This is a genomic window from Kribbella sp. NPDC054772, from assembly GCF_053611945.1.
In genome coordinates this window covers 98,693-122,959 of sequence record NZ_JBSHBJ010000003.1, presented here as the reverse complement: position 1 = coordinate 122,959, position 24,267 = coordinate 98,693, and the positions used below count along the sequence as shown (strand labels likewise).

The window sequence follows — 24,267 nt, the reverse complement described above, 5'->3', positions numbered from 1 at the left end:
GGGGGTCTCGGCGCGCGCCCCCCGGGCGGGCGCGCACCCCGGCGCCGGCCCGGGGGGGGGCGCCCCCCCCCCGCCCCCCCCCCCCCCCCCCCCCCCCCACCGATCTGGACCCCCGCGATGAACCCGGTGCTGAGGAACGCGTAGTCGATCCGCATGCCGCTCGTCCCGAGCACGTCCCAGCCGCGCCCGAACGGGTCGGTCGCGAGCAGCCAGCCCTCCTGCCCCTGGAACATCGCGAACGAGAAGTAGTGCGCCACGGCATACCCGATCGCGATCGGGACCAGCGAGTGCGCGAACGCGCCGGGCAACCCGGCGGTGCCGAGGGCGCCGGGGCGTACGTCGGCGGTCGTCCGCGCGGCGAGCAGGAAGAGACCGGTCACGATCGCCACCGCGACGATCAGACCGAGTGTGTAGACGACGAGGTGCTGCGGGCGGCTGAGTTCGCCGGTGCGTTGCGTCCAGACCGACCAGCGGGAGACGCCGTCGAAGGCCGTTGACCCGAGCAACAAACACAGCAGGCCGACGACACCGGGTTGCTGCGGCAGTTTCGCCAAGCCCGCTAGCGGATTGCGCAGCACCAGTTGGCCGTTCTCGCGGGCCAGTGGGCTCAGGTGGGCGAGTACTTCGGCGTACACCTCGAAGCTGTCGCCGATCGCGGACCAGCTCGGGCCGTAGACGATGCCCGCAGCAACATTCGCCACGGCGTACACGGTGACGGCGATCGCGACCGTGCGCGGCTCCGAGCCGTCGGGGTAGACGAGCTCCAGCCAGAGGAACACGGCAAGACCGGCGACCGCCGGCCAGTAGGCGATCCGGTCGGGGAGCTGCCGGTGGGATGTGCGCTGAAGAAGCCCCGCGATCGTGCGGAGTGGATTCGCGAGCCGCCAGATCGGGCCACAGACGAGGGACAGCGGGATGATCCCGACCCAGATCCACACGTACAGCCAGGTCGGCGCCGGGTTCCGCGACGGCTCGGGATCGCCGAACCACGCGGCCCCCAGCAGCAGCGCGAACGCCACCAGCCCGGCCAGCTTCAGCACGACGCGGGTCGCCGGATGATCGACGACACGGGTCAGGGCACCGAGCGGCCGGCCCACGGTCCCCTCGAACCGCGGGCGCGACCAGAACGCGGCGAGCGCGAAGAACGACACCGCGACCGCGGCACCGGCGGAGTAGATCGCCAGCCACAGCGGCACCGGCAGGTCCCCTCGACCTCCGATCCCGTGCAGCGGCAGCAGCAACTCCAGCACCGCGGCATCCTCCGATCAGCCGGGCTATCCGACCGATCGAATGTAACACGCTCGATGTCACATAGCGAGAGTCTGATATTCGCCGGCGTCGAACCGGCGGGTGAGCCGCCGGAACCGGAATGTGAACGACGGCCACAGGGTGGTGTTCCGGCCCGCCGAGTCGAGGTACCAGCTGGTGCAGCCGCCGCGGGTCCAGACCGTGTTCCGCATCGAGGACCGGACGCCGTCGACGAACGCGCGCTGGACGTCCCGGCGTACCTCGACCTGCTTCAGGCCCTGGGCGTCCATCGTCTTCAGGGCGTCGATGATGTAGGCGATCTGGGACTCGATCATGAACACCATCGAGCTGTGGCCGAGGCCGGTGTTCGGGCCGATCAGCATGAAGAAGTTCGGGAAGCCGGCGATCGCTGTCCCGAGGTGGGCCTCCATGCCGTCGGCCCAGGCCTCGCGCAGCGAGACACCGTCGCGGCCGTGCACCATGTCCATCACCGGCAGATCGGTGACCTTGAAGCCGGTGCCGTAGATGATCGTGTCGACGTCGTGCTTCACGCCGTCGGTGGTGACGATGCCGGTCGGGGTGACCTCGGCGATGCCGTCGGTAACGACCTCGACGTTCGGGCGCGCGACCGCCGGGTAGTAGTCGTCGGAGATCAGCACCCGCTTGCAGCCGAGGGTGAAGTCCGGCGTCAGCTTGGCCCGCAGCAGCGGGTCGCGGACCTGGTGCGCGAGGTGCTTCTCGGCGACCTTCTGCGCCTGCTTCATGATCGCCGGCAGCTTGGCGAACCCGAGCACCATCGACTCGCGACCCCAGTAGATCCCGGCCCGGACAGCCTTCTGCACAAGGGGGAACCGCTTGTAGATCGCCTTCTCGGCCGCGCTGATCTTGCGGTCCGGCCGCGGCATCACCCACGGCGGCGTCCGCTGGAACAGATGCAGTTCCTCGACCTCGGGCTGGATCGCGGGCACGAACTGGATCGCCGACGCGCCGGTACCGATCACGGCGACCTTGCGGCCACTCAGATCCAGGTCATGGTTCCAGCGCGCGGAGTGGAAGACCTCACCCTCGAAGTCGTCGATCCCCGGGACCTTCGGGTACGACGGCTCGGCGAGCGGACCCATTCCGGACAGCACGATGTCCGCCGTGAACTCGCCCTCGCCCGTGTGGATCCGCCATTGACCGTCCTCCCAGTGGGCGGACTCGACGGCGTGGCCGAAGCGGATGTGCGGGCGGACCCCGAACGCGTCGGTGACGAGCCGCAGGTAGTCCTCGATCTCGGGCTGCGGCGAGAACGTCGACGACCAGTTCGGGTTCGGCGCGAAGGAGAACGAGTACAGGTGTGAGGGGACGTCGCACCGGCAGCCCGGGTAGGTGTTGTCCCGCCAGGTGCCGCCGACGTCGTCGGCGCGCTCGAGGACCACGAAGTCGTCGTACCCGGCCTGCTTCAGGCGGACGGCCATGCCGATCCCGGCGAACCCGGTGCCGATCACCACGATCCGGTGCTGCTCGCTCATCCTGGCCTCCTGCTCGGCTGAACTTACTCATAGTAAGTTACTCGGAGTCAGTTAGACTGCGCAAGTGACGTCGACCACCGTTCCGCCAGGCCCGCCGAAGCGCCGCCGCGACCGCGCAGCGCGGGAGCGGGAGATCCTCGAGGCGGCCGAGCGGATCTTCGGCGAGCGCGGGTACCAGGGCACGTCGATGGACGACGTCGCCGCCCAGGTCGGGGTCTCGAAACCGCTGATCTACCAGTACTACGGCTCGAAGGACGGACTGTTCCTCGCGTGCCTCGCCCGGCTCCGCGGACACCTGCTGGACACCGTGTCCGACGCGGTGCTGGCGGCATCGGACGCCGAGGACGCGCTGTACGCCGGGTTCCGCGCGTGGTTCCGTTTCCTGGACGAGCACCCGCAGGCGTGGTCGGTGCTCGTCGACGAAGGCATGCTGAGCGCGGGCCCCGCCGCGGAAGCGACCGACGAGGTACGGGCGGCCTTCATCGAACTGATCGCGACGATGGTGCGGATGAACCTCCCCGCCGGCCGCGCGGTCGACGACGACGAGATCCAGATCGTCGCCCAGAGCATCTCCGGCGCCACCGAACGCCTCGCCATCTGGCGCACCCGCACCCCCAACCCCCCAACCCCCGAAAAAGTAGCCCGCACCCTCCAAGACCTCCTCTGGCAAGGCCTGAACACCCTCAAAGTGACGGGTTAGGTTCGTCGGGTGCGGATCGAGTGTTTCGCGGAGGGCGACGTGCCGCGGGAGCTTCGGCGGCAGATGCTGGGATTGCAGGACGACGCCTGGCCTGGGTCCACTACGCCGATGAACGCCTTGGTGCATGATCCGGCGCTCGACCCGCTCTCGATGCTTCTCGTCGATGAGGGTGTGGTGGTCGCGGCGCTGGATGTTCTGCGTAAACCGCTCCAGCACGCGGGCAGCACCTACCTGGCCGGCGGGTTGAGCACCGTGGTGACGCGCGCGGATCGTCGTGGCGAGGGACACGGGCATCGGCTCGTCACCGCGGCCCGGTCCGCGATGATCGAGCGCGAGCTGGATCTGGCGATCTTCACGTGTGATCGCGAACTCGGGCCGTTCTACGGTCGCGCCGGCTTCCGCATCCTCCCCGGCACGGTTCTCGTCGGCGGGACCGAGGACGACCCGTTCCCGAGCGATCAGCCCGGCTTCGACAAAGTCACGGTCGGCGCCTTCTTCAGCCCGGCTGTTGAGCAGTCCGATTTCCACCACGCCAGGATCGGTCTCTACCCAGGCGAGATCGACAAGCTCTGGTGAGGGTCAGTCCGTGAGGATGTCTGCGATGAACTGCTGGCCGTCGGGGATCGCGTCGGGGTTGCGGGCGCGGTAGTACGGGATCGCGATCAGACACAGCGAGAGCGCCCAGCCGCGGGCGCGAAGCCAGGTGGGCTCGTCGACGGAAAGGGCTTGTTTGTAGGCCTTTCGGGACTCGCCTTCGAACAGCCACCACGCGGGCATCACGTCGCCGGCCGGGTCCGCGGCGCGCGCCGTACCGAAGTCGATGATCGCCGATAATTTGCCGTCGGCAACGAGGATGTTGCCGGACATCAGGTCGCCGTGGATCCAGCGCGCCGGACCGGCGAACGTGTCCGCGGCGAGCGATTCCTCCCACGAGGCGAGCACCCGGCCGACGTCGAAGTACTCGCGGAGTTCGTCGAGTGCTTCGCGGAACATCGCGTCCCGCGGCGCCAGCGGCGTACCACGCTCGAACGGATCGTCCGACGGCACCGGCGCACCGGTTGCGTCCACCTCCCGCAGACAGCGCACGAACTCCGCGAGCTCCCCTGCGATCTGGACCGGGTCGGCGTTGTCCGGCGCGTACGGCTCCCCCGGAAGCCACCGGTAAACACCCCAGGTGAAGGGATAACCGGCCCCGGGCACCCCGAGCTCCAGCGGCTCCGGGATCGCCAACGGCACGTACGGCGCGAGTCGTGGCATCCACGCGAGGTCCTTCTCCACCTGCCCCCGGTTCCGCTCCGTCCGCGGCAACCGGACCGCGAGCTCGTCCCCCACCCGGAACGTCACGTTGTCGGTGCCGGACCGCTCGACCACGCGCACCGGCAACCCGGTCCACTGCGGGAACTGTTCGACCAGCAGTCGCTCCACCAGCGCGGAGTCGATCTCGACCTCGTCATCGTGCAGCTTCGGTACACCCGTCATCGCGCGACTGTCACACCTCGCCGTACGGCGGTCAACCTCTTTAGCCACAGGTACTGCAGTTAGAGAATGTCGTACGGCTCCAGCCTCGGGCCGACGGTCGACCGACCTTCGACGTACCGCGGCTGGACGTAGTCGATCCCCGGCTCGCCAGTCCCGCCGATCACGGACAGCAGCCGCTCGGCCGCCCGCGCGCCGACCGTCATGAGCTCCGGGTCGAACGTGCTCAACGGGTGGTCCGGCCGAATCACGCCGGCCAGCCGGTTGTCGTACCCGACGATCGCGATGTCGTCCGGCACCCGGATCCCGTGCCGGTGGAAGCTGGCGAACAACCCGATCGCGATCTCGTCGTTGGCGGCGAAGATCGCGTCCACCGGCTGGCCGCTCGCGATGATCCGCTCCGCCGCGTCGAGCCCCCAACGCTGCCGATAGCTGCCGTACAGCGGCACGCCGCCCATCGCGATCGGCATCCCGGCCGCCGCCATCGCCCGGGTGAACCCCTCGACGCGCGCATCGACGGCCGGCTCGTGGACGGCGGCCGTGACGTGCGCGATGTGCCGGTGCCCGAGGCGGATCAACTGCTCAGCCGCGGCCGCGCCGGCGCCGCGGTTGTCGGGCGCGACGACATAGTCCGTCTCCGGTGTCGCCGACGAGGACGCGAAGACGACCGGTACGGCTAAGTCCTCCGACAGCACGAGACTCGCCCGGTTCGGATCGTCACCGACGACGAGCATCCCGTCGATCCGGCGGGACCGCAGCCGCTTCAGGTAGTCGTGCAGCACCCGCGGCGTACCGTGCGCGTCCAGGGTGACCGCGGCGATGTTCTGCCGGCCGAGGTGGTTCGTGGCGCCCATGATCAGCGGCATGCTGAACCGTCCGTGCGCGTTCTCCGCGAGCACGCCGACGATGAAGCTGCGCCCGGTGACGAACGACCGTGCGATCATGTCCGGCTGGAACTGCAGGCGCTCTGCAGTCTCGATCACCTTCGCCCGTGTCTCGGCGGACACCCGGCCGACACCGTTCAGCGCACGCGAGGCGGTGGTCAGCGAGACGCCCGCCACCCGGGCGACGTCACTCATGCTGGCCCGTTTCGCCATGACTGTCTCGACTCCTCCTCGCGCGACCGGTAGAGACCCCGAGTGTAGAGGGGTGCAATCGCTTGCGCTTAACGCGTCGTAGACAGGGCAGAATCGGCCGCGAAAATAGTTGCGCTACGACGGGACTCCTGATGACGGAACGACCGCTCCCCGAACCCTGGCAGGACGCCACGCTGCCCGACGACCTCCCACCCCTCGGCGCCGACGTGATCGGCACTTTCACCCGCACCATCTTCGGCCACACCCCACCCGGCGGACAGCTCACCGACCTGGTGCTGCAGTCCCGCGAGGACGGCGTACTCGACGGAGCGGCCGACCGCCTTCGCCACCGCGCCGTGATCGCCTGCCCGCTCGGCGATCTCGAGCTCGACCTCCTCACCCACCTGCCCGCGGGCGCCAACTCCGCGCCGGTGATCGTCGTACTGAGCTTCACCGGCATCGAGGACACGATCGACAGCGAACAGGCCCGGCGCTGGCCCTACGCCACGATCACGAAGGCCGGGTACGCCGTACTCGCGGTCGACTACCGCCAGATCGAACCCGACGACCCGGCACCCACCGCGACCGGCGTTCGGGCGCTCTTCCCCACCACGGACGGCGAATCCTGGGGCGCGGTCGCGGCCTGGGCCTGGGGACTGTCCCGCTGCCTCGACGTCGCCGGGCGCATCGAAGGCATCGACCCGACCGACGCGATCGCCGTCGGCCACTCCAGGTTGGGCAAGGCCGCTCTCTGGGCCGGCATCCAGGACGAGCGGTTCGCCGTGACGGTCTCCAACGACTCGGGCTGCTGCGGCGCCTCGCTCTTCCGGCACCCGGGCGGTGAGGACATCGCCGCGATCACGTCGAGGTTCCCGCACTGGTTCGTCCCGTCGTTCACGGCGTACGCCGGTCGCGAGAACCGCCTCCCGGTGGACCAGCATCAACTGCTGGCGAGCATCGCGCCCCGCCGCGTCTACGTCTGCAGCGCGGAGGACGACGCGTGGGCCGACCCGGTCGGCGAGTACCTGGCCGTCGTCGCGGCCCGTCCGGCCTTCGGCGTGAACGACATCGGCTATCACGTCCGCCCGGGCGGCCACGACCTCATCGAGGAGGACTGGCGGCACATCCTCGACTTCGTACGGCGCTGAGCACGCCGCGGCCGCCCCTCCCTCGGAAGGGCGGCCGCGAACGTGTCAGTTCTGAGGCGCGGTTCGGGAAGCCGCTCCTGATGACCGAGTGGAACTCCGACCCCAACCAGGGCACGACCCACCGAGCGTCGTACATCCAGAGTCAGTTGGCGGAGTTCCGGTCACACCGCCAGACCGAGGGTTTTGGCGTGTGCCGGCGGCGATCAGTGGAAGGTTTTGGTCGCTGGACGGCTATTTGTTTCCACAAAGCCGGGGGCACGCGCCGCGCAGGCGGGGGTGGTAGTCGCCCCTGAGAGCCGACCCTGAAAGTGGGCTGACGGATGTCATGGGTGGGTTGTGACGGGCGATCCAGGTCCGGGGCGGGGTCTGCCGGGAAGCTCTGGGTATGACGACAACGACTGCGGTCAGCCTGCGGGGTGTGACCAAAAGGTATGCGGACGTGCAGGCCGTCGCCGGGGTGGATCTGACGATTCGGGCCGGTGAGGTGGTGGCGCTGCTCGGCCCGAACGGGGCCGGTAAGTCGACCACGATCGAGATGCTGCTCGGTCTGGTCAAGCCGGACCAGGGCAACGTCCAGGTGTACGGCGGGACGCCCACCGACGCGATCGCCCAGGGGCAGGTCGGTGTGATGCTGCAGAGCGGCGGCATCATCGAGGACGCGAAGGTCGGCGAGCTGCTGAATCTCGTCGCCGGCCTCCACAGGGACCCGATGCCGGTCCAGGAAGCGCTCGAGCGCGCCGGGATCGGTGACCTGACGCGCCGGACCATGAAGGGCCTGTCGGGCGGCCAGAAGCAGCGGGTGCGGTTCGCGATGGCGATCATCCCGCAGCCGGACCTGATCGTGCTGGACGAACCCACGACCGGGATGGACGTCGAGGCCCGTCGCGACTTCTGGGCGTCGATGCACGCCGAGACCGCCCGCGGCCGGACCGTGCTGTTCGCCACCCACTACCTGGAGGAGGCGGACGCGTACGCCGACCGCGTCGTGCTGATGCGGCAGGGCAAGGTCGTTGCCGACGGCACCTCCGCGCAGATCAAGGCGAGTGTCTCCGGGCGGACCATCCGCGCCACGATCCCGGGTGCCGATCTGGCCGCGCTCGCGTCGCAGCCCGGCGTACGGAACGTGGAAACCCGTGGTGACGTGGTGCTGCTGCAGTGTGCGAACTCCGACGACACCCTGCGGTACCTGCTGGACAACACCAAGGCGCACGACATCGAGGTGACCTCGGCCGACCTCGAGGACGCCGTTCTCGCGATCGCCGACCAGAACAACGCACAGGAGACGCTGGCATGAACCGCAACTACCTGATCTTCGACATCCGCCGCACACTGCGGAACCGGCGGGTGCTGATCTTCTCGATCCTGATGCCGCTGGTGCTGTTCCTGATCTTCGGCCTGACGATCCCGAAGGACGCCAACGAGGCCGGGATCTCCGCGATCGCGTACGTGATGGTGAGTATGGCGATGTTCGGCTCGATGTCCGCCGCGATGAGCAGCGGCGGCGTGATCGCGGCCGAGCGCGACGGCGGCTGGAACCGGACACTCCGCCTCACCCCGCTGAAGCCCCAGGCGTACGTCGTGAACAAGGTGATCCTCAGTCTGCTGCTGGCCGTCCCGCCGCTGATCGTGGTCTTCCTGTGCGGGATGACGTTCGGCCACGTCCACCTGAGCGCCTCGCAATGGATGACGGTCGCGTTGGTGTCCTGGCTCGGTGCGCTGCCGTTCGCCGCCATCGGCCTGGTCATCGGGTACGTCGCCAAGCCGGACAGCGTGCAACCCATCACGGGCTTGAGCACGATGCTGATCGCAGCGTTCGGCGGACTGTGGCTGCCGGTCGACCAGATGCCCTCGGTGATGAAGCACATCGCGCAGCTCACCCCGGCGTACTGGACCGGTCTGACGTCGCGGAGCGCCTTGACGCAGAGCGGTGTGGACACCCAGGCGCTGCTGGTGGTGCTCGGCTGGACGCTCGTCCTCGGCTTCATCGGCCTCCGCCGGTACCAAGCGGACACCGCTCGCGCCTGAACCATCTCCTGGACCGCCCGCGGCCGATCGCTCGGGCGGTCCAGCACGACAAAGGATTACCGTGACCACCGTGAAGACGTCACCAAACGTGCTGGACGGCTTGGCCGAGCGGATGGGCGGCGGCCCCGGCCGCTGGGCCTGGGTCGCCGGCGGCATCTGGCTGTTCTACCTCTCGCAGCCGCTGCAGAGCGTCTCCGAGCGTCAGCACGGCGTCGTGAAGGTGCTCGGGTTCGCCACGGTGGTCCTGTTCGGCGCCAGCTACCTCGGGTTCTTCGCGCTGCTGCGCAGGAACGCCACGTCCGGGATGCTGCCGCACTGGCAGCGGATCGCCTACCTCGGCGTGATGCTGACGCTCTGCCTGCTGATGATCCCGACCGCCGGTCAGACGGCGCTCACCGGGCTCGTCTACATCTCCGCGGTCTCGATGATGCTGTTGGAGATCCGTACGGGGATCGCGTTCGTGCTCCTGCTGCTGGTCGGCGCCGAGGTGTCGATGCGGTTGGTGCCGGGCTGGACCGCCGACAACAGCTACGGGTTCGCGATCTTCCTCGGCGCGCTCGCGACGTTCGGGATGCGGCGGGCGATCCAGCGCAGCATCGAGCTGAACGCGGCCCGCAGGGACATGGCCGAGCTGGCCGTCCAGGAGGAACGCAACCGGTTCGCCCGGGACCTGCACGACATCCTCGGCCATTCGCTGACCGTCATCACGGTCAAGGCGGAGCTGGCCGGCAAGCTGATCGCGGCGAATCCCGAGCGGGCCGCCGTCGAGGTCTCTGACGTCGAGAGCCTGGCGCGGGCCGCGCTCGCCGACGTCCGGGCCGCGGTCGCCGGGTACCGCGAGCTCAGCCTGGCCGGCGAGCTGGTCTCGGCCCGGGCCGCGCTGCAGGCCGCCGAGATCAAGCCCGAGCTGCCGACCACGGTCGACGAGGTACCGGAGGAGAACCGGGAGCTGTTCGCCTGGGTGGTGCGTGAGGGCGTCACGAACGTCATCCGCCATTCCGGTGCGCAGCGCTGCACGATCCGGCTGTCGGCCACGCAGATCGAAGTACTCGACGACGGGAAGGGTCCGACGCCTGGAGGCGGCGCGTCCGGGCACGGGCTGATCGGGTTGCGCGAGCGGTCGGACCTGGCCGGCGCGAGTGTTCAGATCGGGCAGGCGCCCGGCGGTGGGTTCCGGCTGGCCGTGAAGGTGGACCTGTGAGGATGGTGCCGTGAGCATCCGACTGCTGATCGCCGACGACCAGGCGCTCGTCCGTGGCGCCCTCGCCGCTCTGCTGGACCTCGAGCCCGATCTGGACGTGGTGGCCGAGGTCGGCCGTGGTGACGAAGTGATCGACGCCGCGAAGAGCTCCCGGCCGGATGTCGCGTTGCTGGACGTGGAGATGCCCGGTCTGGACGGGATCGAGGCGGCGGCCGCGTTGCGCGTCGCCGTACCCGGGGTGCGGGTGCTGATGGTGACCACATTCGGCCGGCCGGGGTACCTGCGCCGCGCGATGGAGGCCGGTGCGGCCGGGTTCGTCGTCAAGGACACGCCCGCGACACAGCTCGCGGACGCGGTCCGCCGGGTGCACCAAGGCCTCCGCGTGGTCGATCCGTCACTCGCCGCCGAGACCCTGGTAGCCGGGACCAGTCCGCTGACCGGCAGGGAGTCCGACGTACTCCGGGCCGCGCGCGAAGGTGGCACTGTCGCCGACATCGCCAAGGAACTGCACCTGTCCGAAGGCACTGTCCGGAACCACCTGTCCGCCGCGATCGGCAAGACCGGCGCCCGGACCCGCGCCGAGGCCGCCCGGATCGCTCTGGACAACGGGTGGTTGTAGCCGGTCCCTACCTCTAGGGTTGCCCTAGGGGAGGGATCTGATGTCGATTGAGCAATTCAGTGTCCGGGGGCGGTTGGCGGACACGGGTGAGGGGATCACGCCGGACGAGTTGCAACTCGCGGCGCGGAACCACGGCATGCCGCTCGAGGGGATGCGGTACGACGTGACGCCGCCGGGACTGCACTACGTCCTGGTGCACTACGACATCCCGGCCACGAACGCGGGTGACTGGTACCTCGAAATCGGTGGGTGTGTCGAGGAGCCGCTGTCGATCGGGCTGACCGAGCTGCGGGCGATGGGGCGGCGGACGATCCGGGTCACGTTGGAGTGCGCCGGCAACGGCCGTGCCAACTTGCAGCCGCGCCCGATCAGCCAGCCGTGGTTGTCGGAAGCGGTCGGTACGGCGGAGTGGACCGGCGTGCTGCTGGCGGACCTGCTCCGGTTCGCCGGGATCCGCGAAGATGCCGTGGACGTGGTGTTCACCGGTGCGGACCACGGCGTGGAGCGCGGGGTCGAGCAGGACTACCAGCGGGGGTTGTCGCTGACCGAGGCGATCGACTCCGGTGCGATCGTCGCGTGGGAGATGAACGGCGATCCGTTGCCACCGCAGCACGGGTACCCGCTGCGGCTCATCGTCCCGGGGTGGTACGGGATGGCGAGTGTGAAGTGGCTGCGGTCGATCGAGCTGATCGATCACGAGTTCCAGGGCTTCCAGAACTCGGTCGCGTACCGGATCAAGCACGCGCCGGACGATCCCGGGAAGGCCATCACCCGGATCGCACCGCGGGCGCTGCTGGTCCCGCCGGGGTTCCCGGACTTCATGAGCCGCAACCGATTCGTTGCCGCCGGCACCGTTCCGTTGTTCGGCCGGGCCTGGTCCGGGTGGGCGCCGATCGAACGGGTCGAGGTCAGCACCGACGCCGGCGTGAACTGGCACCCGGCGACGTTGGATGCCCCCGGCAACGACGATTTCGCCTGGCGGGCGTTCGCGTACGACTGGGAGGCGACTCCCGGCGAGCACGTGCTCACGGTCCGCGCGTACGACGCGGCCGGCAACGAGCAACCGATCGAGGCCGACTGGAACCGTGGCGGCTTCGCGAACAACTCCGCGCAACGGATCACGGTCGTCGTCACCTGATCCGCCGCGTGTCGCTGGCGAGTTCCGGCGTACCCGCGTCACATCCTGGAGTGGTACACGGTTCTCACTCCAGGAGTGATGCGGTGAACGACAACCACCTGCACGCGCGGGTCTTCCGGACAACACACGAGTGGTACGCCGACGTCGACGACGAACTCGACCCGCAACCGGACAACCCCCTCTGGTCCGGCTCCTACGCCACCCAACCAGCCGCCCTGGAAGCCGCCTGCACCCACCTAGCCACCCTCCAAACAACCTCCTGAGCGCCTACTCCGGTTTGTTGTGGGAGTCGCCTCCGACTCGGTAGGGGGTGGTGGTGCCTTCGTACATGAGGTGGGTCATGAGGCCTTGGGAGGCGTGAGGGAGGTTGTGGCAGTGGTCCATCCAGAGGCCGGGGTTGTCGGCGACGAAGGCGATTTCGTAGGTCTCCTTGTTGCCGACCTCCAGCGTGTCGACCCACCAGGGTGAACCGGTCGCCGCGACACCGTTGCGGGACAGGACGATCGCGTGGTGGCCGTGCAGGTGCATCGGATGCGCCTGACCGCTGGTGTTGGAGATCGTCATCCGCACCACGTCCCCCTCCGCGACCATGAACATCGGTACGTCGGGAAACTTGTGCCCGTTGATCGTCCACCACAGCCCCGGCACCCCGTCCAGGAACCCGGGCCGCCGCCCGATCCGGTACTCGAACTTCCGGTCCGCCTTCGCCGGGTCGAACCCGAGCGCCGCGGGCGTGCCGTAACTGAGCAGATCGACGGTGTCCTTCGGCAACTCGGCCTTGGGTGGATCCTTCGGACCGATCCCGAGCGACAAGGCCGCCGTACCAGCGACCAACCGCAGACCGTCCGCCGGCACCACGGCCTCGAGATCCACCCGGCCCCCGGCAGCCAACGGATACGCGGCCGTCACCGCGGTCGGCCCGTGGACATCACTCCCGTCCACCGCGACCACCTTGTACCGCGTACCGACCAGCCCGACCCGCAGAATCGCGTTGTCCGTGTTGATCACCCGCACCCGCGCCGTCGTACCCGCCAGCATCTCCACCCGCGCGGTCCCGGTGCGCCCGTTGATCGTCCGCCTGCCGTCGTACGTGTGGATCGCCGCGATCACCTCACCAGGAGACGCCGGCGCGATCACGATCGACCCGAACAACCCGCCCTTGACCTCGTCGCTCGACACCTGATGCGAGTGGTACCAGTACGTCCCCGCCTGCTCCGCCTTGAACCGGTACACATGCTTCCCACCCACCGGTACGGCGTCCTGCGTCACGCCGGCCACCCCGTCCTCGGCATTGGGTACGTCGATCCCGTGCCAGTGCAACGTCGCGCCGTCCTTCACGGACTCGTTCACGAACGTCACCTGCACCAGGTCACCCACCTTCGCGCGAATCAACGGACCCGGCGACGTCCCGTTCACCGTGTACCCGTCGACCGTCTCCCCCGACGCGAGCTGGAACTTCTGCTTCCGCGCCACCAACGTCACCGCGACATCCGGCGTACCCGTCTTCGGCCCGGTCAGGTCCGCGACGCTCATCCCGCCGTGGTGCTCGTGCCCCATCGACGCGGGCCCGCCACCGAAGTCGGCGTACCCCATCTCCGCCGGGTCGTACGAGCCCGGGACCAGGCTGGTCGCCCAGAGGTACCCCAGCGGCGCGAGCACCGCCAGCGTGATCCCCAGAGCGACCAACCGGCCCCACCGGCGTTTCTTGACCTCAGCCACTGGTCACAGGCTGATTGGGTACGGCGGCCCGCCGCGACCCCATGCTCGCCACGGCAGCGATCGCGAGCCCATTGATCCCGTGCAGGATGCCGAGCGCCGGCACCCCGAAGGACACGACCGCGAGCAGGAACTGCAGGACCACCAGACCGACCACGATCCCGGCGAGCACCCGGCCGCGCGGAACGTCGGTCAGGAACGACACGATCAGGAACACCAGCGCGAGCAGCGCGATCGCCGAACCCGCGATGCTGTGGTAGCTCTGGCCGAAATTGCTGTAGTCCGCCCCGATCGAGGTGCCGTCGTCGGCGTCCTTCGCGATCGTGAACCCGGCGAGCGCGATCGAGGCGATCTGCAGGACGACCGCGATCGCGATCAGCAGTCCGACCACGCGGTACACGCTTCTCATGCGCGCCGCTCCATCCGCCGCTTCCGGATGACGAACACGGCCGCCACGATCAGCGCCAGCGGCAGGATCGGCGGATGCCCGCCGCCCACCACGCACCCGATCGACGCCAGCACCCCGAGCACACCCAGCACGATCAGCAACGGCAACGGAACCCGCCCGAGGAACCCGCGCCGCGCCCACTCCGGCCGCTGCCCAACGCCCGGCCCAGCTCCTGGTCCCGCGGAACCTGCCGCGTTCTCCGGGGCGGTCCACGGCGGCTTCCGCCAGCCCCACGGCCCGGCCCAGTTCTCGTTCGCGCCGGCGGTCGCCTGGTGGGTGCCCGGCAGGTCCGCGAACAGCCCGTTCAGGTCGGCGGCTGTCTTCGCCCGCAGCGCCTGCTCGACACGCTCGGAGTGCTCGTCCGCGCTCAGCCGGCCGGCTTCGTAATGCTCGCCCAGACGCTTGACCGCGTCCTCACGCTCGCTGTCGCCGATACGGATCGATCCGCCCGGCCTCTCCTCGCTCATGACACTCCTCGGTGCTCGTCGTACTTCCGATGGCACCAAGCGTGTCTTTCAACCTCTTTCACCGCGTCGCCTGAGCGGCGGCACCTGCGCTACCCCCGGAGGAGCACGCTGCACCGCTGGACGCAGTACGGCGTACTCCCCCGGGCGTAGTCGCGCCCAGGGTCAACCCTTAGCTGTTCCCTTAGCTGTTCCCTCAGCTGTTCCCTCAGCTGTTCACCGAGAGGATCTGGTTCACGTCGTCGTTGGCCTTCGCCAGCGACGCCGGTTCGGCCTCGAACGACAGCACCGCGTCCATCGCCGGCGTCATCACCGCGGTCACGTCCGCCGCGTTCGGGTTCGCCGGATACGGGAACACGTCACCCGCCTCGACCGGTTCCAGGAACGGCGTGACGTCCCACCCGCTCTTCGCGAACGCCGCCTTCGCGGCCGGCATGCTCGCGGCCACCGCCGGGAACACCACCCCGGCCTTGGCGACGATGTCCTGCGCGGCCTGCGAACCGAGGAACTTCACCCACGCCCACGACGCGTCCCGGCGTTTGGTCCCGGCCCAGATCGTGTCCGCGAGCCCGTTCATCATCGACATCCGCTTCCCCACCGGGCCGATCGGGAGCCGCGCGAGCTTCGTCTTCACCTGCTTCAGCTCGCCGTACGTGCCGAGCATCCAGGATCCGTTCGGCGTGATCGCGTACTTGCCCGCGCCGTACGAGGTGGTCACGTCCACGCCGGACTTCGCCTGCGCGTACGTCGGCATGTACCCCTTCGTGATCAGGCCCCGCCACCACCCGATCGTCTCGGTGAACTTCGGGTCGCCGTAGAAGAACTTCGTCCCCCACGGCTCACCCTGCGAGTACTTCCAGCCGTTGGAGGCGGCGTACCAGCTCCAACTGGTCTGGCCGTCGCCACCACCGGCGTCGGCGTACCCGAGCCCGTACACCTTGACCTTGCCCTTGTCGAACCCCGGCTGGTCGCCGCGACGCCCCTTGGAGTCGACCGTGAGCCGCCGCACGATCTGCTCGAACGTGCCGCCGTCCTTGGGGTTCCAGGTCATCGCGTTCAGCTGCTCGGTACTGATCCCGGCCGCATCGGTGAGTGCGCTGTTGTAGAAGTAGACCTCGGTGTCGAAGTCCTTCGGCAGGCCGTATCGCTTGCCGTCGGCACCGATCCAGCGGTCCGCGAGCCCCTTCTGGTAGATGCCCAGGTCGACGTTGTCCCGGGAGACGAAGTCGTCGATCGGCAGCACCTGCCCCTTGGCGGCGAACAGCGGGTACTTCGAGGAGTGCCCGGTGAACACGTCCGGCGCCGTGTCGGAGATGAAGCCGGTCACCAGCTTCGACCAGTAGTCGTTCCACCCGTACTGCTCGATCTTCACCGTGTACTGCGGATTCTGTTCGTGGAACAGTTTCGCGCACTCGGTGTACATCGGCAGCTGGGCCGAGTCCCACAGCCAGTAGATGATCTCGCCCTCGCCCCGGGCCGTGGCGCCGTTGTTGCAGGCGGCAACAGCCGGTACGGCGAGACTCGCCAAGCCTGCCTTCAGCAGGGTCCTTCGTGAGAGCATCATTTGATCCCCGAGAAGCCGATGGAGTTCGTGATCTTTTTGGCGAAGGCCAGGAACAGGATGATCATCGGCAGCGCTGCGATCAGCGTCGCCGCCATCAGGCCGGCCCAGTCGGGACCACCCTGCGGTGTCTGCGACCGGAACACGCCCAGCGCGACCGTGAGCACCCGGACGTTCTCCTGCTGACCGACCAGCAACGGCCAGAAGTAGTCGTTCCAGGAGTTGATGTAGGTCAGGATCGCCAGCGTCGCGATGGGCGCCGCGCTCATCGGGATGATCAGCCCGAAGAAGATCCGCCGGTGCCCGGCACCGTCGATCATCGCCGCCTCCTCCAACTCCCGGTTGATGCCGAGGAAGAACTGCCGCAGGAAGAAGATCGCGAACGGCGTCATGAACGCGCCCGGCAGGATGATGCCGGCGAAGCTGTTCAGCAGCCCGAGGTTCTTGATCAGCACGAAATTCGGCAGCGTGGTGAAGATCGGCGGCACCATCAGCGCGGCCAGGAACAGCGCGAACACCTTGTCCCGCCCGGGCCAGCGCAGCCGGGCGAACGCGTACGCCGCCATCGCGCTGAAGAACACCTGGCACACGGTCGTGACCGTTGCCACCACCAACGAGTTCCGCAGGTACAGCCAGAAGTTGACCGCTGCGCCGGAGCCGCCCTGAGCTTGCGCCTCCTCGATCGACGCCAGTCCGAGCACCCGCTTGAACGCGCCGAGCGTGGTCTCCACCGGCAGCAGCGAGTTCGGGTGACCGGGTAGTTGGGTGTTGTCCGAGAACGCCGTACGCAGCATCCAGTAGAACGGGAAGAGCGTCACGATCAGCAGGACGAACAGCAGGATCCAGGCGACGGTGCGCCCGACACTCACTTGGCGCCTCATGCCAGATCACTCTCCTTCGCCCGCAGCAGCCGCAGCTGGAGCAGCGACACGACTGCGAGGATCGCGAACAGCACCAGCGCCATCGCGGACGCGTACCCGAAGTCGAACCGGGTGAACGCGCGCTCGTAGATGTAGTAGTAGATGACCCGGGTGGCGTTGATCGGACCGCCTTGCGTGGTCACCGCGACCGTGTCGAAGATCTGGAACGACCCGATCATGGTGACCACCAGGACCATCACCAGAACGGGCCGCAGCAGCGGCAGCGTGATCCGCCAGAACGTCTTCCACTCGGTCGACCCGTCCACCTCGGCCGCCTCGTAGACGTACGACGGGATCGTCTGGAGTCCCGCGAAGACCAGAAGCGCGGTGTACCCCATGTGCCGCCAGACGTTGATCCCCGCGACCGTCGGGATCGCCCAGTGCGAGTCCCCGAAGAACGCGATCGGGTCGATCCCGACCCAGCCGAGGAACGTGTTCACGACGCCGACCTGCACGTCCAGCATCCAGTACCAGACCAGCGCGACGACGACGTTCGCGACCAGGTACGGCGCGAGGATGATGGCCCGGACCGTGATCGACTTGGTCAGCCGGTACATCAGCATCGCGATCCCGACCGCCAGCACGGTCTGCAGGCCGATGTTGAGCACGACGTACTCGACCGTGACGCCGAGCGCGTTCCAGAAGAAGCTGTCGTGGACCATCCGCTCGTAGTTGGCCAGCCCGTTGAACTTGGGCGCCGAGAGCAGGCTGTACTCGGTGAAGCTCAGGTAGGCGCCACGCAGCGTCGGCCAGATGTAGAACACGACGAAACCGAGCGTGGCCGGGGCGAGGAAAATCATCGCGACCTTGAGGTCTCCCAGGCTGCGTCGCCGCCCCGGCGGCGCAACCTGCCCCCCGTGACTTCGATCGGTGTCGGGTGGTGCGTTGGTGGTGGCAGTCACGGGGGATCTCCTTCTGTTGTCTCGCGGCTGGGCGGGCTTACCCGACCGCTGTCACGTCCAGCAAGATCGCGCTCTCGGGCCACTGCGCGGGCATCAGCACACCGACGGAGGCGAGGGCGGCACCGTTCAGTTCCACGCTTCCACCGTCCGCCGACCAGGCCGTCGACCGCGACTCCGGTCCGGGTGTCGTGACCTTGCTGATGCGGTACGTCCGTCGCGGGTCGAGTCCGGGCAGCCGCACCCGGCCCACCGCCGACGTCACCGACTGCTTGACCTGTACGACGCCGAACACGCCACGCGCACCGTCCTGGGCAACGACGCCGTGCACCAGTACGTCCTCGGGACCGCGGTCGGCGCGGACCACCTGACCGGTGTGCAGCAGCGGCCGCAGTTCCTTGTGCAGCGCGACCCAGCCGGCCAGTTCCGCGCGCTCCTCGGCGCTCGCGGACGCGATGTCCCACTCGATACCGAAGTGGCCGAACAGCGCGGTGATCGCACGGAACGACAGAGTCTGCGTACGTCCGGTGGTGTGTGCGCGCGGCGGGCCGATGTGGCAACCGATCAGCTCCGGCGGGAGCAGCAGCTGGGTGTACCGCTGGATGGTCTGCCGCTCCAGCGCGTCGTTGCTGTCGCTGCCCCAGATCCGGTCGGTGCGCTCCAGGATGCCGAGGTCGACGCGAGCGCCACCGGACGAGCAGGACTCGATCTCCAGGCCCGGGTGCCGGCGCTTCAGCTCGTCGATCAGCCGGTACACCGCCACGGTCTGCTCGTGAATACCCGCAGTACCCGTCTGTTGGTTGCCGCCGTCAACGAAGTCGCGGTTGTGGTCCCACTTCAGGTAGGCGATGTCGTACTCGCCGAGGATGCTGTCCAGCCGCTCGAGGATGTAGTCGTAGGCGGCCGGAATGCCGAGGTTCAGGCCGTGCTGGTGCCGCGCGGTCGGCGGCAGCCGGTCGCCGGTCGCGAGGATCCAGTCCGGGTGCTCGCGGGCGAGGTCGGAGTCGGGGTTCACCATCTCCGGCTCGACCCAGAGCCCGAACTGCAGGCCGAGGCTCTTCACGTGGTCGACGAGCGGGTGCAGACCCTTCGGCCAGATCCCCTCGTCGACGTACCAGTCCCCGAGCCCGGCGCGGTCGTTCCGCCGGCCGCGGAACCAGCCGTCGTCCAGCACGAACCGCTCGGCCCCGACCTCGGCGGCTGCGTCGGCGAGGGACTTCAGCTTGTCCAGGTCGAGGTTGAAGTACACGGCCTCCCAGGTGTTCAGTACGACAGGACGCTCGGTCTTCGGGTGGTTCGGACGGGCCCGCAGGTAGTCGTGGAACCGGTGCGAGACCTCGTCGAGGCCGGCGCCGTACGAGCCGTAGATCCACGGGGTGCTGTAGGTGCCGTCCGGCTGGATGCGGCCTTCGCCGGGGAGCAGCAGCTCGCCGCCACCGATCACGCCGTACCCGCTCATGCCGCGTTCGGCGTACGAGCGGTGGTTGCCGCTCCAGGCGGTGTGCACGCCCCAGACCTCACCGGTGCGGAAGCCGAAGCCCGGCGTACCGGCGAGCAGCAGCAGGGTCGCGTCCGCGCCGGTGCGGCCGCGGCGGTTGTCGCGGATGTGCGCGCCCTGGGTGAACGCGTGCCGCTGCGCGTGCCGCTCGCCGATGTGGCGGCCGGTCATGTCGAGGAGTTCGGTCGCCTCGGTCGGCACCGGCAGCGCGAGCAGCAGCCCGTCGACGGTGTACGGCGTGGCGCCCGTGTTGGTCAGGTCCGCCTTCGCTTTCACGAGGCCCGAGTCGGTGAGCTCGATGGTGAGCTGGATCGCGAGGCCGGCTGCCTCGTCCGCACCTACGGCGGTCACCGTGTTGCCGGTCTGCACCACGCCGGTCAGCCGGAAGCTCGCGGAGAAGTCCTGCCCGTCGCGGTGACCGCTCAGGCCGGGGAGGCCGAACCAGCCGGCCGAGTACTCGGGCACGATCGCGATCGGGCGGTTGTCGTCCAGGCCGTTGCCGTCCTGGACCGCGCCGGCGCCACGCCGCAGTTCGAGCAGAGCGTTCTCGGTCAGCTCGCCCAGATCCGCACCCCAGTGCAGGACGGACGGAAGGGCCGGACCGGAACAGTCCAGCACCAGGCTGACCTCACCGGCCCGGAGCTGCAGAATCTCGATGTTCGACACTGTTGATTCACTCTGCTTTCTGATTGATTTCAGGACGGAACTATTTACCCCGCCAGCCGCGTTGTCAATGCTTCACGAAGTTAAGTAAGTACCCTAGAGCTCTCTACAACGAAGGAAAAGAGCCCAATCAGCGCCTGAGCGTGTACAGCAGCGCCGTCAGCTCAGAGAACTTCGCTTCCGGACCGAGCGCAGCCAGGCGTCGACTCTGGTGACGTCTGGAGTTGCCGGGAGGACCGTGCGTCGCAGCGCGTCGTCGAGGTCTTCGTGCAGCTTCAGGCGCCAGCGTTCTACCTCGTCCCACGGCAGCTCGCCGCGTTTCACCGCGAGCAGCCGCTCTCGATACGGACCGACATCGACGACGAGAGTTGCTTCGAGCAACAGTTCGCGTGCCGAGAGCAGCAGCCGGATCAGGTGCATCACGTGCTTCCACTTCGGCGAACCGTCCCGGCGGAAGTCGGTCTCGAGCTTCTTGAACTGGCTCAGCACGTAGCCGGAGTAGGTCTGGTACGCGAGTTGCGACAGGAACGATCGGCGGAGGGCGACCAGCTCCGCACCCAGCGGGGTCTGCCGGACGACGAGCGGCGAGTGCAGGACCTCGAGCAGGTTCGGGTTGGACTTGAGCGCGAGTTCGCAGAACCGCTCGACCTCCCACGAGAACCACTCGGGCTCCGGTCCGTCCACATGGGTCGGCGGCTTCGCGAGCGACCAGAACGCCTCGGTCGGGGCGACGTACACGCCGCGCGTGTCGGTGTCCGACTGATCCGTGTCGAGACCGAAGGCGCGGGAGCCGACCACCGCGGCGTAGATCGTGTGCTCGCGCACCAGGCGATCCCCGTCGGGCTGATCCAGCTCGACCGCTTCGTCCTGGTACGCCGTCCGCAAGCTCAACTGATCGCGCTGGGCAACCGTCTCCCGCCCGTCGACGAGCCGGACCGTGTAGCGCCCGTCAGGAGTGATGCCGGCGACCCGGCCGGTCGCCCCGCGCTGCCCCGTACCGCCTTGGTCGTCCGGCGCCGCGACCCGGATCACCACCTGCGTACCCACCGGCAACTGCGGACCCTGGACTGCCACGCACCCATGCTGCCCGACCCCGGACGCCCAGGCCATCACATTCCCGGTGCGCCGCCGTCGCCCCGCGGGGAGGCGGTGGGGATCGCCGATTGTGATGGCCTGGGGATCCGCCATTGCCAATTGACAACTTTTTCTGTCAAGTGCACAGTGAAGGCATGTTGCGCTACGTGGACGAGCCGGAGAAGGTGCGGCTGGCGCTGTCGCCGATCCGGCGGCGGTTGCTCGAGCTGCTCCGGGAGCCGGCGTCGGCGACCCAGCTCGCGGCCGCGCTCGAGATGCCACGGCAGCGGGTCAACTACCACCTGCGCGCCTTGGAGAAGGCCGGCCTGGTCGAGCTCGTCGAGGAGCGGCAGCGGCGCGGGTTCACCGAACGGATCCTGCGCGCGTCGGCCGCCTTGGTGGTCGATCCGGCGGTGATGGGTCAGGCGTTCACCGAGATCCAGGACCAGTACGCCGCCGAGCATCTAGTGGACGTCGCCGCGGGAACGGTGCGGGACGTCGCCCGGATGCAGAGCGCTGCCGACGCAGACGGGAAGCGGCTGCTGACGTTCACACTGGAGACCGAGGTGCGGTTCGCGGAGCCGGGTGACGTGCACCGGTTCACCGATGCGTTGACCGCGGCGGTGCAACGGGTGGTCGAGGAATTCGACAGTGCGGGCGGGCGGCCCTACCGACTGATCGCGGGCGGTCACCCAGCGCCCCGCCGTACCGAAGGAGAGTCATGAAGATCGTGGTGACGGTTGCCGCTCCGGTAGCGGCGGTGTGGGATGCCCTGCGGAACAAGGAGAAGATCCGGCACTGGCACGGCTGGGAGTACGAGGGCCCCGAGGGCGGGCTCAACGAAGAGATCGACCTGATCTACTTCACGCAGGCGGTCGAGGACGGTACGACGCTGAGACTCGGAAACGGTGACGAGTTCGCCGTCGAGGCGGTCGAGGGCGGGTCCCGGGTCACGCTGACGAGGGCACCGAAGGGCGCGGATCCGGACTGGGACGCGTACTACGACGACGTGACCGAGGGCTGGATCACCTTCCTCAACCAGCTGCGGTTCGCCGTCGAACGCCACTCCGGCGAGCCTCGGCACACGCTGTTCTTCTCCGGTACGGGCGCCGTCTCGCCGATCACCGAGCTCGGAGTCGCGGGGCAGCCGGCCGGTGCGGCGTACGAGCTGGACCTCGTCGGTCAGGCGGCGAAGGGCGAGATCTGGTACACCTCCGAGCACCAGGTCGGGCTCACGGTCGATGCCTGGGGCAACGGGTTGCTGGTGCTGAGTCACATCCCGCCCGGCGAACAGAAGCCGGACGGGGCGACGATGGCGATCCTGTCGCTGTACGGCGAGACCGATCGCGGCGAGCTCGAGGCGCGCTGGCGGGCGTGGTGGGGCGAGCGCTACCCGGAGGAGCTGAAGCTTCCCGGAAGCTGATCTGCACATGACACGGCGGTGACAGGGCGCAAACGTGTCAGCACGCTGGGTCTATCTGAGAGTGGTTACCCGGAAGTACATTGCTCGCGACGGTGATCGGGTGGGGGGTCCTGACGGTCACCGAACTCCGGCGAGAGAGGCCTTCCGGTGAGAACTCCGAGAAGTCGTCGAGTGTCCGCAGCAATCCTTCTACTCTCCCTGACCAGCCTCGGCCTGGTCGCTCCCCCGGCCCAGGCCGACGGTCCCGGTTCGGGAACGCCGTACGTCGTCACGGTCGGGGACTCCTACATCTCGGGCGAGGCCGGTCGGTGGGCCGGCAGCTCGAACGACTCCGAGGCACCGGCCGACGCGCTCGGTGCGCACGCCTACCACGACAACGCGGGCCACACCGCCGAGCAGATCCCGCGCTGCCACCGCAGCCAGTCCGCCGAGGCGTACATCGGCGGCGGGGTCGGCGGGCTGAACCTCGCCTGCTCCGGCGCGCGCACCACGACCAGTACCGGCGACTACTTCAAGCCGGGCATCGACTTCTACGACGACGGCGCCGGCCATCTCGGCCAGGCGAAGATGCTGCAGCAGTTCGCGACGAGTCACAACGTGAAGCAGGTCGTGGTCTCGATCGGCGGCAACGACTTCAACTTCGCGTCGATCGTGACCCAGTGCGTGCAAGACTTCCTGCTGTCGCCGTCCTGGAACCCCGACTACTGCCGCGACGATTCGTCGGTCGTCGCCAACTTCACCGCCGCGAACATCAGCACGGTCCGCGGCAAGATCGCGACCGCTTTCCAGAATGTCCGCACCGCGATGCGCAACGCCGGGTACGGCGACACGTCCTGGAATCTCGTCGTCCAGACGTACCCGTCACCGATCCCGGCCGCCAGCGGGTTCCGGTACGGGCAGAGCGGTTACACCCGGCAGAGCACCGGCGGCTGCGGGTTCTGGAACGCCGACGCCGACTGGGCGAACGCGACCGCGCTCGTGACCATCAACAACACGGTGCGGGATGCGATCGGTCAGTCGGGTCTCGCCAACGCGCGGCTGCTCGAACTGCAGTCCGCCTTCAACGGCCGCCGGCTCTGCGAGAAGACCGTCGGCCTGTACGAAGAAGTCGGCCTCAGCTCGTGGACACAACCCACGGCGGTCGACCGGACCGAGTGGATCAACCAAATCCGCACCGTGACCACAGTTGGTTCGAACTACTTCATCCAGGAGTCCCTGCACCCGAACTACTGGGCCCAGCTGGCGCTCCGCTCCTGCGTCCGCCAGACCTACACGCAGAACCGCGGCGGCACCTGCACGATCGCCGGCACCGGTCTGGTGAACGGCGAGCCCCGCATGACACTCGGCTGACGCTCGCTTGACCACATGAGCCGGGGGGGGGGGCGGCCGGGGGGGGTTGGGGGGGGGCGGGGGGGGGGTGGTTCGGTTCTTGGGGGTTATTGGGGATGGGGTGGTT

Annotated in this window: 24 protein-coding genes; 12 read left to right on the top strand and 12 right to left on the bottom strand. The window is 68.6% G+C overall.

The genetic code is table 11. The features are described from left to right. A partial coding sequence (locus tag ACWGID_RS06050; protein ID WP_452194915.1) for a hypothetical protein occupies nt 1-1,250 on the bottom strand: 1,250 nt, incomplete at its 3' end. Between the two features lie 57 nt (nt 1,251-1,307). Further along, nucleotides 1,308-2,762 carry a flavin-containing monooxygenase gene (locus ACWGID_RS06045; protein WP_452194913.1) on the bottom strand — a complete coding sequence of 485 codons (1,455 nt, stop codon included), beginning with the start codon at nt 2,760-2,762 and terminating at the stop codon, nt 1,308-1,310. 64 nt (nt 2,763-2,826) lie between these two features. Here ACWGID_RS06045 and ACWGID_RS06040 point away from each other — a divergent pair, with 64 nt between their 5' ends. Together ACWGID_RS06040 and ACWGID_RS06035 are read left to right on the top strand one after the other, a co-directional pair. Further along, a complete protein-coding gene (locus ACWGID_RS06040; RefSeq protein ID WP_452194911.1) occupies nt 2,827-3,462 on the top strand; it encodes a TetR/AcrR family transcriptional regulator in 636 nt (211 codons plus the stop codon). A 9-nt stretch (nt 3,463-3,471) separates the two neighbouring features. Next, nucleotides 3,472-4,038 (top strand): GNAT family N-acetyltransferase, encoded by a 567-nt coding sequence (locus tag ACWGID_RS06035; protein WP_452194909.1) that lies wholly within the window; start codon nt 3,472-3,474, stop codon nt 4,036-4,038. Nucleotides 4,039-4,041: 3 nt separating this feature from the next. Here ACWGID_RS06035 and ACWGID_RS06030 read toward each other — a convergent pair whose 3' ends face one another. Both ACWGID_RS06030 and ACWGID_RS06025 read right to left on the bottom strand, forming a co-directional pair. Next, nucleotides 4,042-4,941, bottom strand: coding sequence for an aminoglycoside phosphotransferase family protein (locus ACWGID_RS06030; RefSeq protein ID WP_452194907.1), 900 nt, complete (start codon nt 4,939-4,941; stop codon nt 4,042-4,044). Between the two features lie 59 nt (nt 4,942-5,000). Next, a complete protein-coding gene (locus tag ACWGID_RS06025) occupies nt 5,001-6,035 on the bottom strand; it encodes a LacI family DNA-binding transcriptional regulator (RefSeq protein ID WP_452194905.1) in 1,035 nt (344 codons plus the stop codon). 131 nt (nt 6,036-6,166) lie between these two features. On the opposite strand from ACWGID_RS06025, the gene ACWGID_RS06020 reads away from it, so the two are divergent. From ACWGID_RS06020 to ACWGID_RS05990, 7 genes are all read left to right on the top strand, one after another. Next, a complete protein-coding gene (locus ACWGID_RS06020; RefSeq protein ID WP_452194903.1) occupies nt 6,167-7,162 on the top strand; it encodes an alpha/beta hydrolase family protein in 996 nt (331 codons plus the stop codon). A gap of 385 nt (nt 7,163-7,547) precedes the next feature. Then, nucleotides 7,548-8,456: an ATP-binding cassette domain-containing protein gene (locus ACWGID_RS06015; RefSeq protein WP_452194901.1), complete on the top strand. Its 909-nt coding sequence runs from the start codon at nt 7,548-7,550 to the stop codon at nt 8,454-8,456. Then, nucleotides 8,453-9,187, top strand: a complete 735-nt coding sequence (locus ACWGID_RS06010; protein WP_452194899.1) for an ABC transporter permease — start codon at nt 8,453-8,455, stop codon at nt 9,185-9,187. The genes ACWGID_RS06015 and ACWGID_RS06010 overlap by 4 nt, the downstream gene beginning before the upstream one ends. A gap of 70 nt (nt 9,188-9,257) precedes the next feature. Continuing rightward, on the top strand, nt 9,258-10,388 hold the full coding sequence (locus ACWGID_RS06005) for a sensor histidine kinase (protein ID WP_452194897.1): 1,131 nt from the start codon (nt 9,258-9,260) through the stop codon (nt 10,386-10,388). Nucleotides 10,389-10,398: 10 nt separating this feature from the next. Then, nucleotides 10,399-11,007, top strand: coding sequence for a response regulator (locus ACWGID_RS06000; RefSeq protein WP_452194895.1), 609 nt, complete (start codon nt 10,399-10,401; stop codon nt 11,005-11,007). 40 nt (nt 11,008-11,047) lie between these two features. Next, a complete protein-coding gene (locus ACWGID_RS05995) occupies nt 11,048-12,145 on the top strand; it encodes a sulfite oxidase (protein WP_452194893.1) in 1,098 nt (365 codons plus the stop codon). 83 nt (nt 12,146-12,228) lie between these two features. Further along, a complete protein-coding gene (locus tag ACWGID_RS05990; RefSeq protein WP_452194891.1) occupies nt 12,229-12,408 on the top strand; it encodes a hypothetical protein in 180 nt (59 codons plus the stop codon). A gap of 4 nt (nt 12,409-12,412) precedes the next feature. On the opposite strand, the gene ACWGID_RS05985 is transcribed toward ACWGID_RS05990, so the two are convergent. The 8 genes from ACWGID_RS05985 to ACWGID_RS05950 all read right to left on the bottom strand — a co-directional run bounded on the left by ACWGID_RS05985 (nt 12,413) and on the right by ACWGID_RS05950 (nt 21,388). Then, entirely contained in the window at nt 12,413-13,864 is a 1,452-nt protein-coding gene (locus tag ACWGID_RS05985; RefSeq protein WP_452194889.1) for a multicopper oxidase family protein, read from the bottom strand. Beyond that, nucleotides 13,857-14,270 carry a hypothetical protein gene (locus tag ACWGID_RS05980; protein WP_452194887.1) on the bottom strand — a complete coding sequence of 138 codons (414 nt, stop codon included), beginning with the start codon at nt 14,268-14,270 and terminating at the stop codon, nt 13,857-13,859. The genes ACWGID_RS05985 and ACWGID_RS05980 overlap by 8 nt, the downstream gene beginning before the upstream one ends. Beyond that, nucleotides 14,267-14,776, bottom strand: coding sequence for a DUF1707 SHOCT-like domain-containing protein (locus ACWGID_RS05975; RefSeq protein WP_452194885.1), 510 nt, complete (start codon nt 14,774-14,776; stop codon nt 14,267-14,269). The genes ACWGID_RS05980 and ACWGID_RS05975 overlap by 4 nt, the downstream gene beginning before the upstream one ends. A gap of 205 nt (nt 14,777-14,981) precedes the next feature. Then, nucleotides 14,982-16,334, bottom strand: a complete 1,353-nt coding sequence (locus ACWGID_RS05970) for an ABC transporter substrate-binding protein (RefSeq protein WP_452194883.1) — start codon at nt 16,332-16,334, stop codon at nt 14,982-14,984. Further along, nucleotides 16,334-17,215 carry a carbohydrate ABC transporter permease gene (locus ACWGID_RS05965; RefSeq protein ID WP_452194881.1) on the bottom strand — a complete coding sequence of 294 codons (882 nt, stop codon included), beginning with the start codon at nt 17,213-17,215 and terminating at the stop codon, nt 16,334-16,336. The genes ACWGID_RS05970 and ACWGID_RS05965 overlap by 1 nt, the downstream gene beginning before the upstream one ends. After that, on the bottom strand, nt 17,212-18,156 hold the full coding sequence (locus ACWGID_RS05960) for a carbohydrate ABC transporter permease (protein WP_452194879.1): 945 nt from the start codon (nt 18,154-18,156) through the stop codon (nt 17,212-17,214). The genes ACWGID_RS05965 and ACWGID_RS05960 overlap by 4 nt, the downstream gene beginning before the upstream one ends. A 37-nt stretch (nt 18,157-18,193) precedes the next feature. Beyond that, nucleotides 18,194-20,317: an alpha-galactosidase gene (locus tag ACWGID_RS05955; RefSeq protein WP_452194877.1), complete on the bottom strand. Its 2,124-nt coding sequence runs from the start codon at nt 20,315-20,317 to the stop codon at nt 18,194-18,196. Between the two features lie 156 nt (nt 20,318-20,473). Then, nucleotides 20,474-21,388, bottom strand: a complete 915-nt coding sequence (locus ACWGID_RS05950; protein WP_452194876.1) for a nucleotidyltransferase domain-containing protein — start codon at nt 21,386-21,388, stop codon at nt 20,474-20,476. A gap of 155 nt (nt 21,389-21,543) precedes the next feature. On the opposite strand from ACWGID_RS05950, the gene ACWGID_RS05945 reads away from it, so the two are divergent. The 3 genes from ACWGID_RS05945 to ACWGID_RS05935 all read left to right on the top strand — a co-directional run bounded on the left by ACWGID_RS05945 (nt 21,544) and on the right by ACWGID_RS05935 (nt 24,161). After that, nucleotides 21,544-22,113, top strand: coding sequence for an ArsR/SmtB family transcription factor (locus ACWGID_RS05945; protein ID WP_452194874.1), 570 nt, complete (start codon nt 21,544-21,546; stop codon nt 22,111-22,113). Continuing rightward, complete coding sequence (locus ACWGID_RS05940) at nt 22,110-22,811, top strand: SRPBCC family protein (RefSeq protein ID WP_452194872.1); 702 nt, start codon at nt 22,110-22,112, stop codon at nt 22,809-22,811. Before ACWGID_RS05945 ends, ACWGID_RS05940 begins: the two co-directional genes overlap by 4 nt. A gap of 171 nt (nt 22,812-22,982) precedes the next feature. Further along, nucleotides 22,983-24,161 carry a hypothetical protein gene (locus ACWGID_RS05935; protein WP_452194870.1) on the top strand — a complete coding sequence of 393 codons (1,179 nt, stop codon included), beginning with the start codon at nt 22,983-22,985 and terminating at the stop codon, nt 24,159-24,161. Nucleotides 24,162-24,267: the final 106 nt, after the last annotated feature.

Coding starts and splice junctions, on each gene's coding strand:
- ACWGID_RS06045 (WP_452194913.1), bottom strand. CDS start 2,762: ATGAGCGAGCAGCACCGGATCGTGGTGATCGGCACCGGGTTCGCCGGG.
- ACWGID_RS06030 (WP_452194907.1), bottom strand. CDS start 4,941: ATGACGGGTGTACCGAAGCTGCACGATGACGAGGTCGAGATCGACTCC.
- ACWGID_RS06025 (WP_452194905.1), bottom strand. CDS start 6,035: ATGGCGAAACGGGCCAGCATGAGTGACGTCGCCCGGGTGGCGGGCGTC.
- ACWGID_RS06020 (WP_452194903.1), top strand. CDS start 6,167: ATGACGGAACGACCGCTCCCCGAACCCTGGCAGGACGCCACGCTGCCC.
- ACWGID_RS06015 (WP_452194901.1), top strand. CDS start 7,548: ATGACGACAACGACTGCGGTCAGCCTGCGGGGTGTGACCAAAAGGTAT.
- ACWGID_RS06010 (WP_452194899.1), top strand. CDS start 8,453: ATGAACCGCAACTACCTGATCTTCGACATCCGCCGCACACTGCGGAAC.
- ACWGID_RS05995 (WP_452194893.1), top strand. CDS start 11,048: ATGTCGATTGAGCAATTCAGTGTCCGGGGGCGGTTGGCGGACACGGGT.
- ACWGID_RS05980 (WP_452194887.1), bottom strand. CDS start 14,270: ATGAGAAGCGTGTACCGCGTGGTCGGACTGCTGATCGCGATCGCGGTC.
- ACWGID_RS05975 (WP_452194885.1), bottom strand. CDS start 14,776: ATGAGCGAGGAGAGGCCGGGCGGATCGATCCGTATCGGCGACAGCGAG.
- ACWGID_RS05970 (WP_452194883.1), bottom strand. CDS start 16,334: ATGCTCTCACGAAGGACCCTGCTGAAGGCAGGCTTGGCGAGTCTCGCC.
- ACWGID_RS05965 (WP_452194881.1), bottom strand. CDS start 17,215: ATGAGGCGCCAAGTGAGTGTCGGGCGCACCGTCGCCTGGATCCTGCTG.
- ACWGID_RS05945 (WP_452194874.1), top strand. CDS start 21,544: ATGTTGCGCTACGTGGACGAGCCGGAGAAGGTGCGGCTGGCGCTGTCG.
- ACWGID_RS05940 (WP_452194872.1), top strand. CDS start 22,110: ATGAAGATCGTGGTGACGGTTGCCGCTCCGGTAGCGGCGGTGTGGGAT.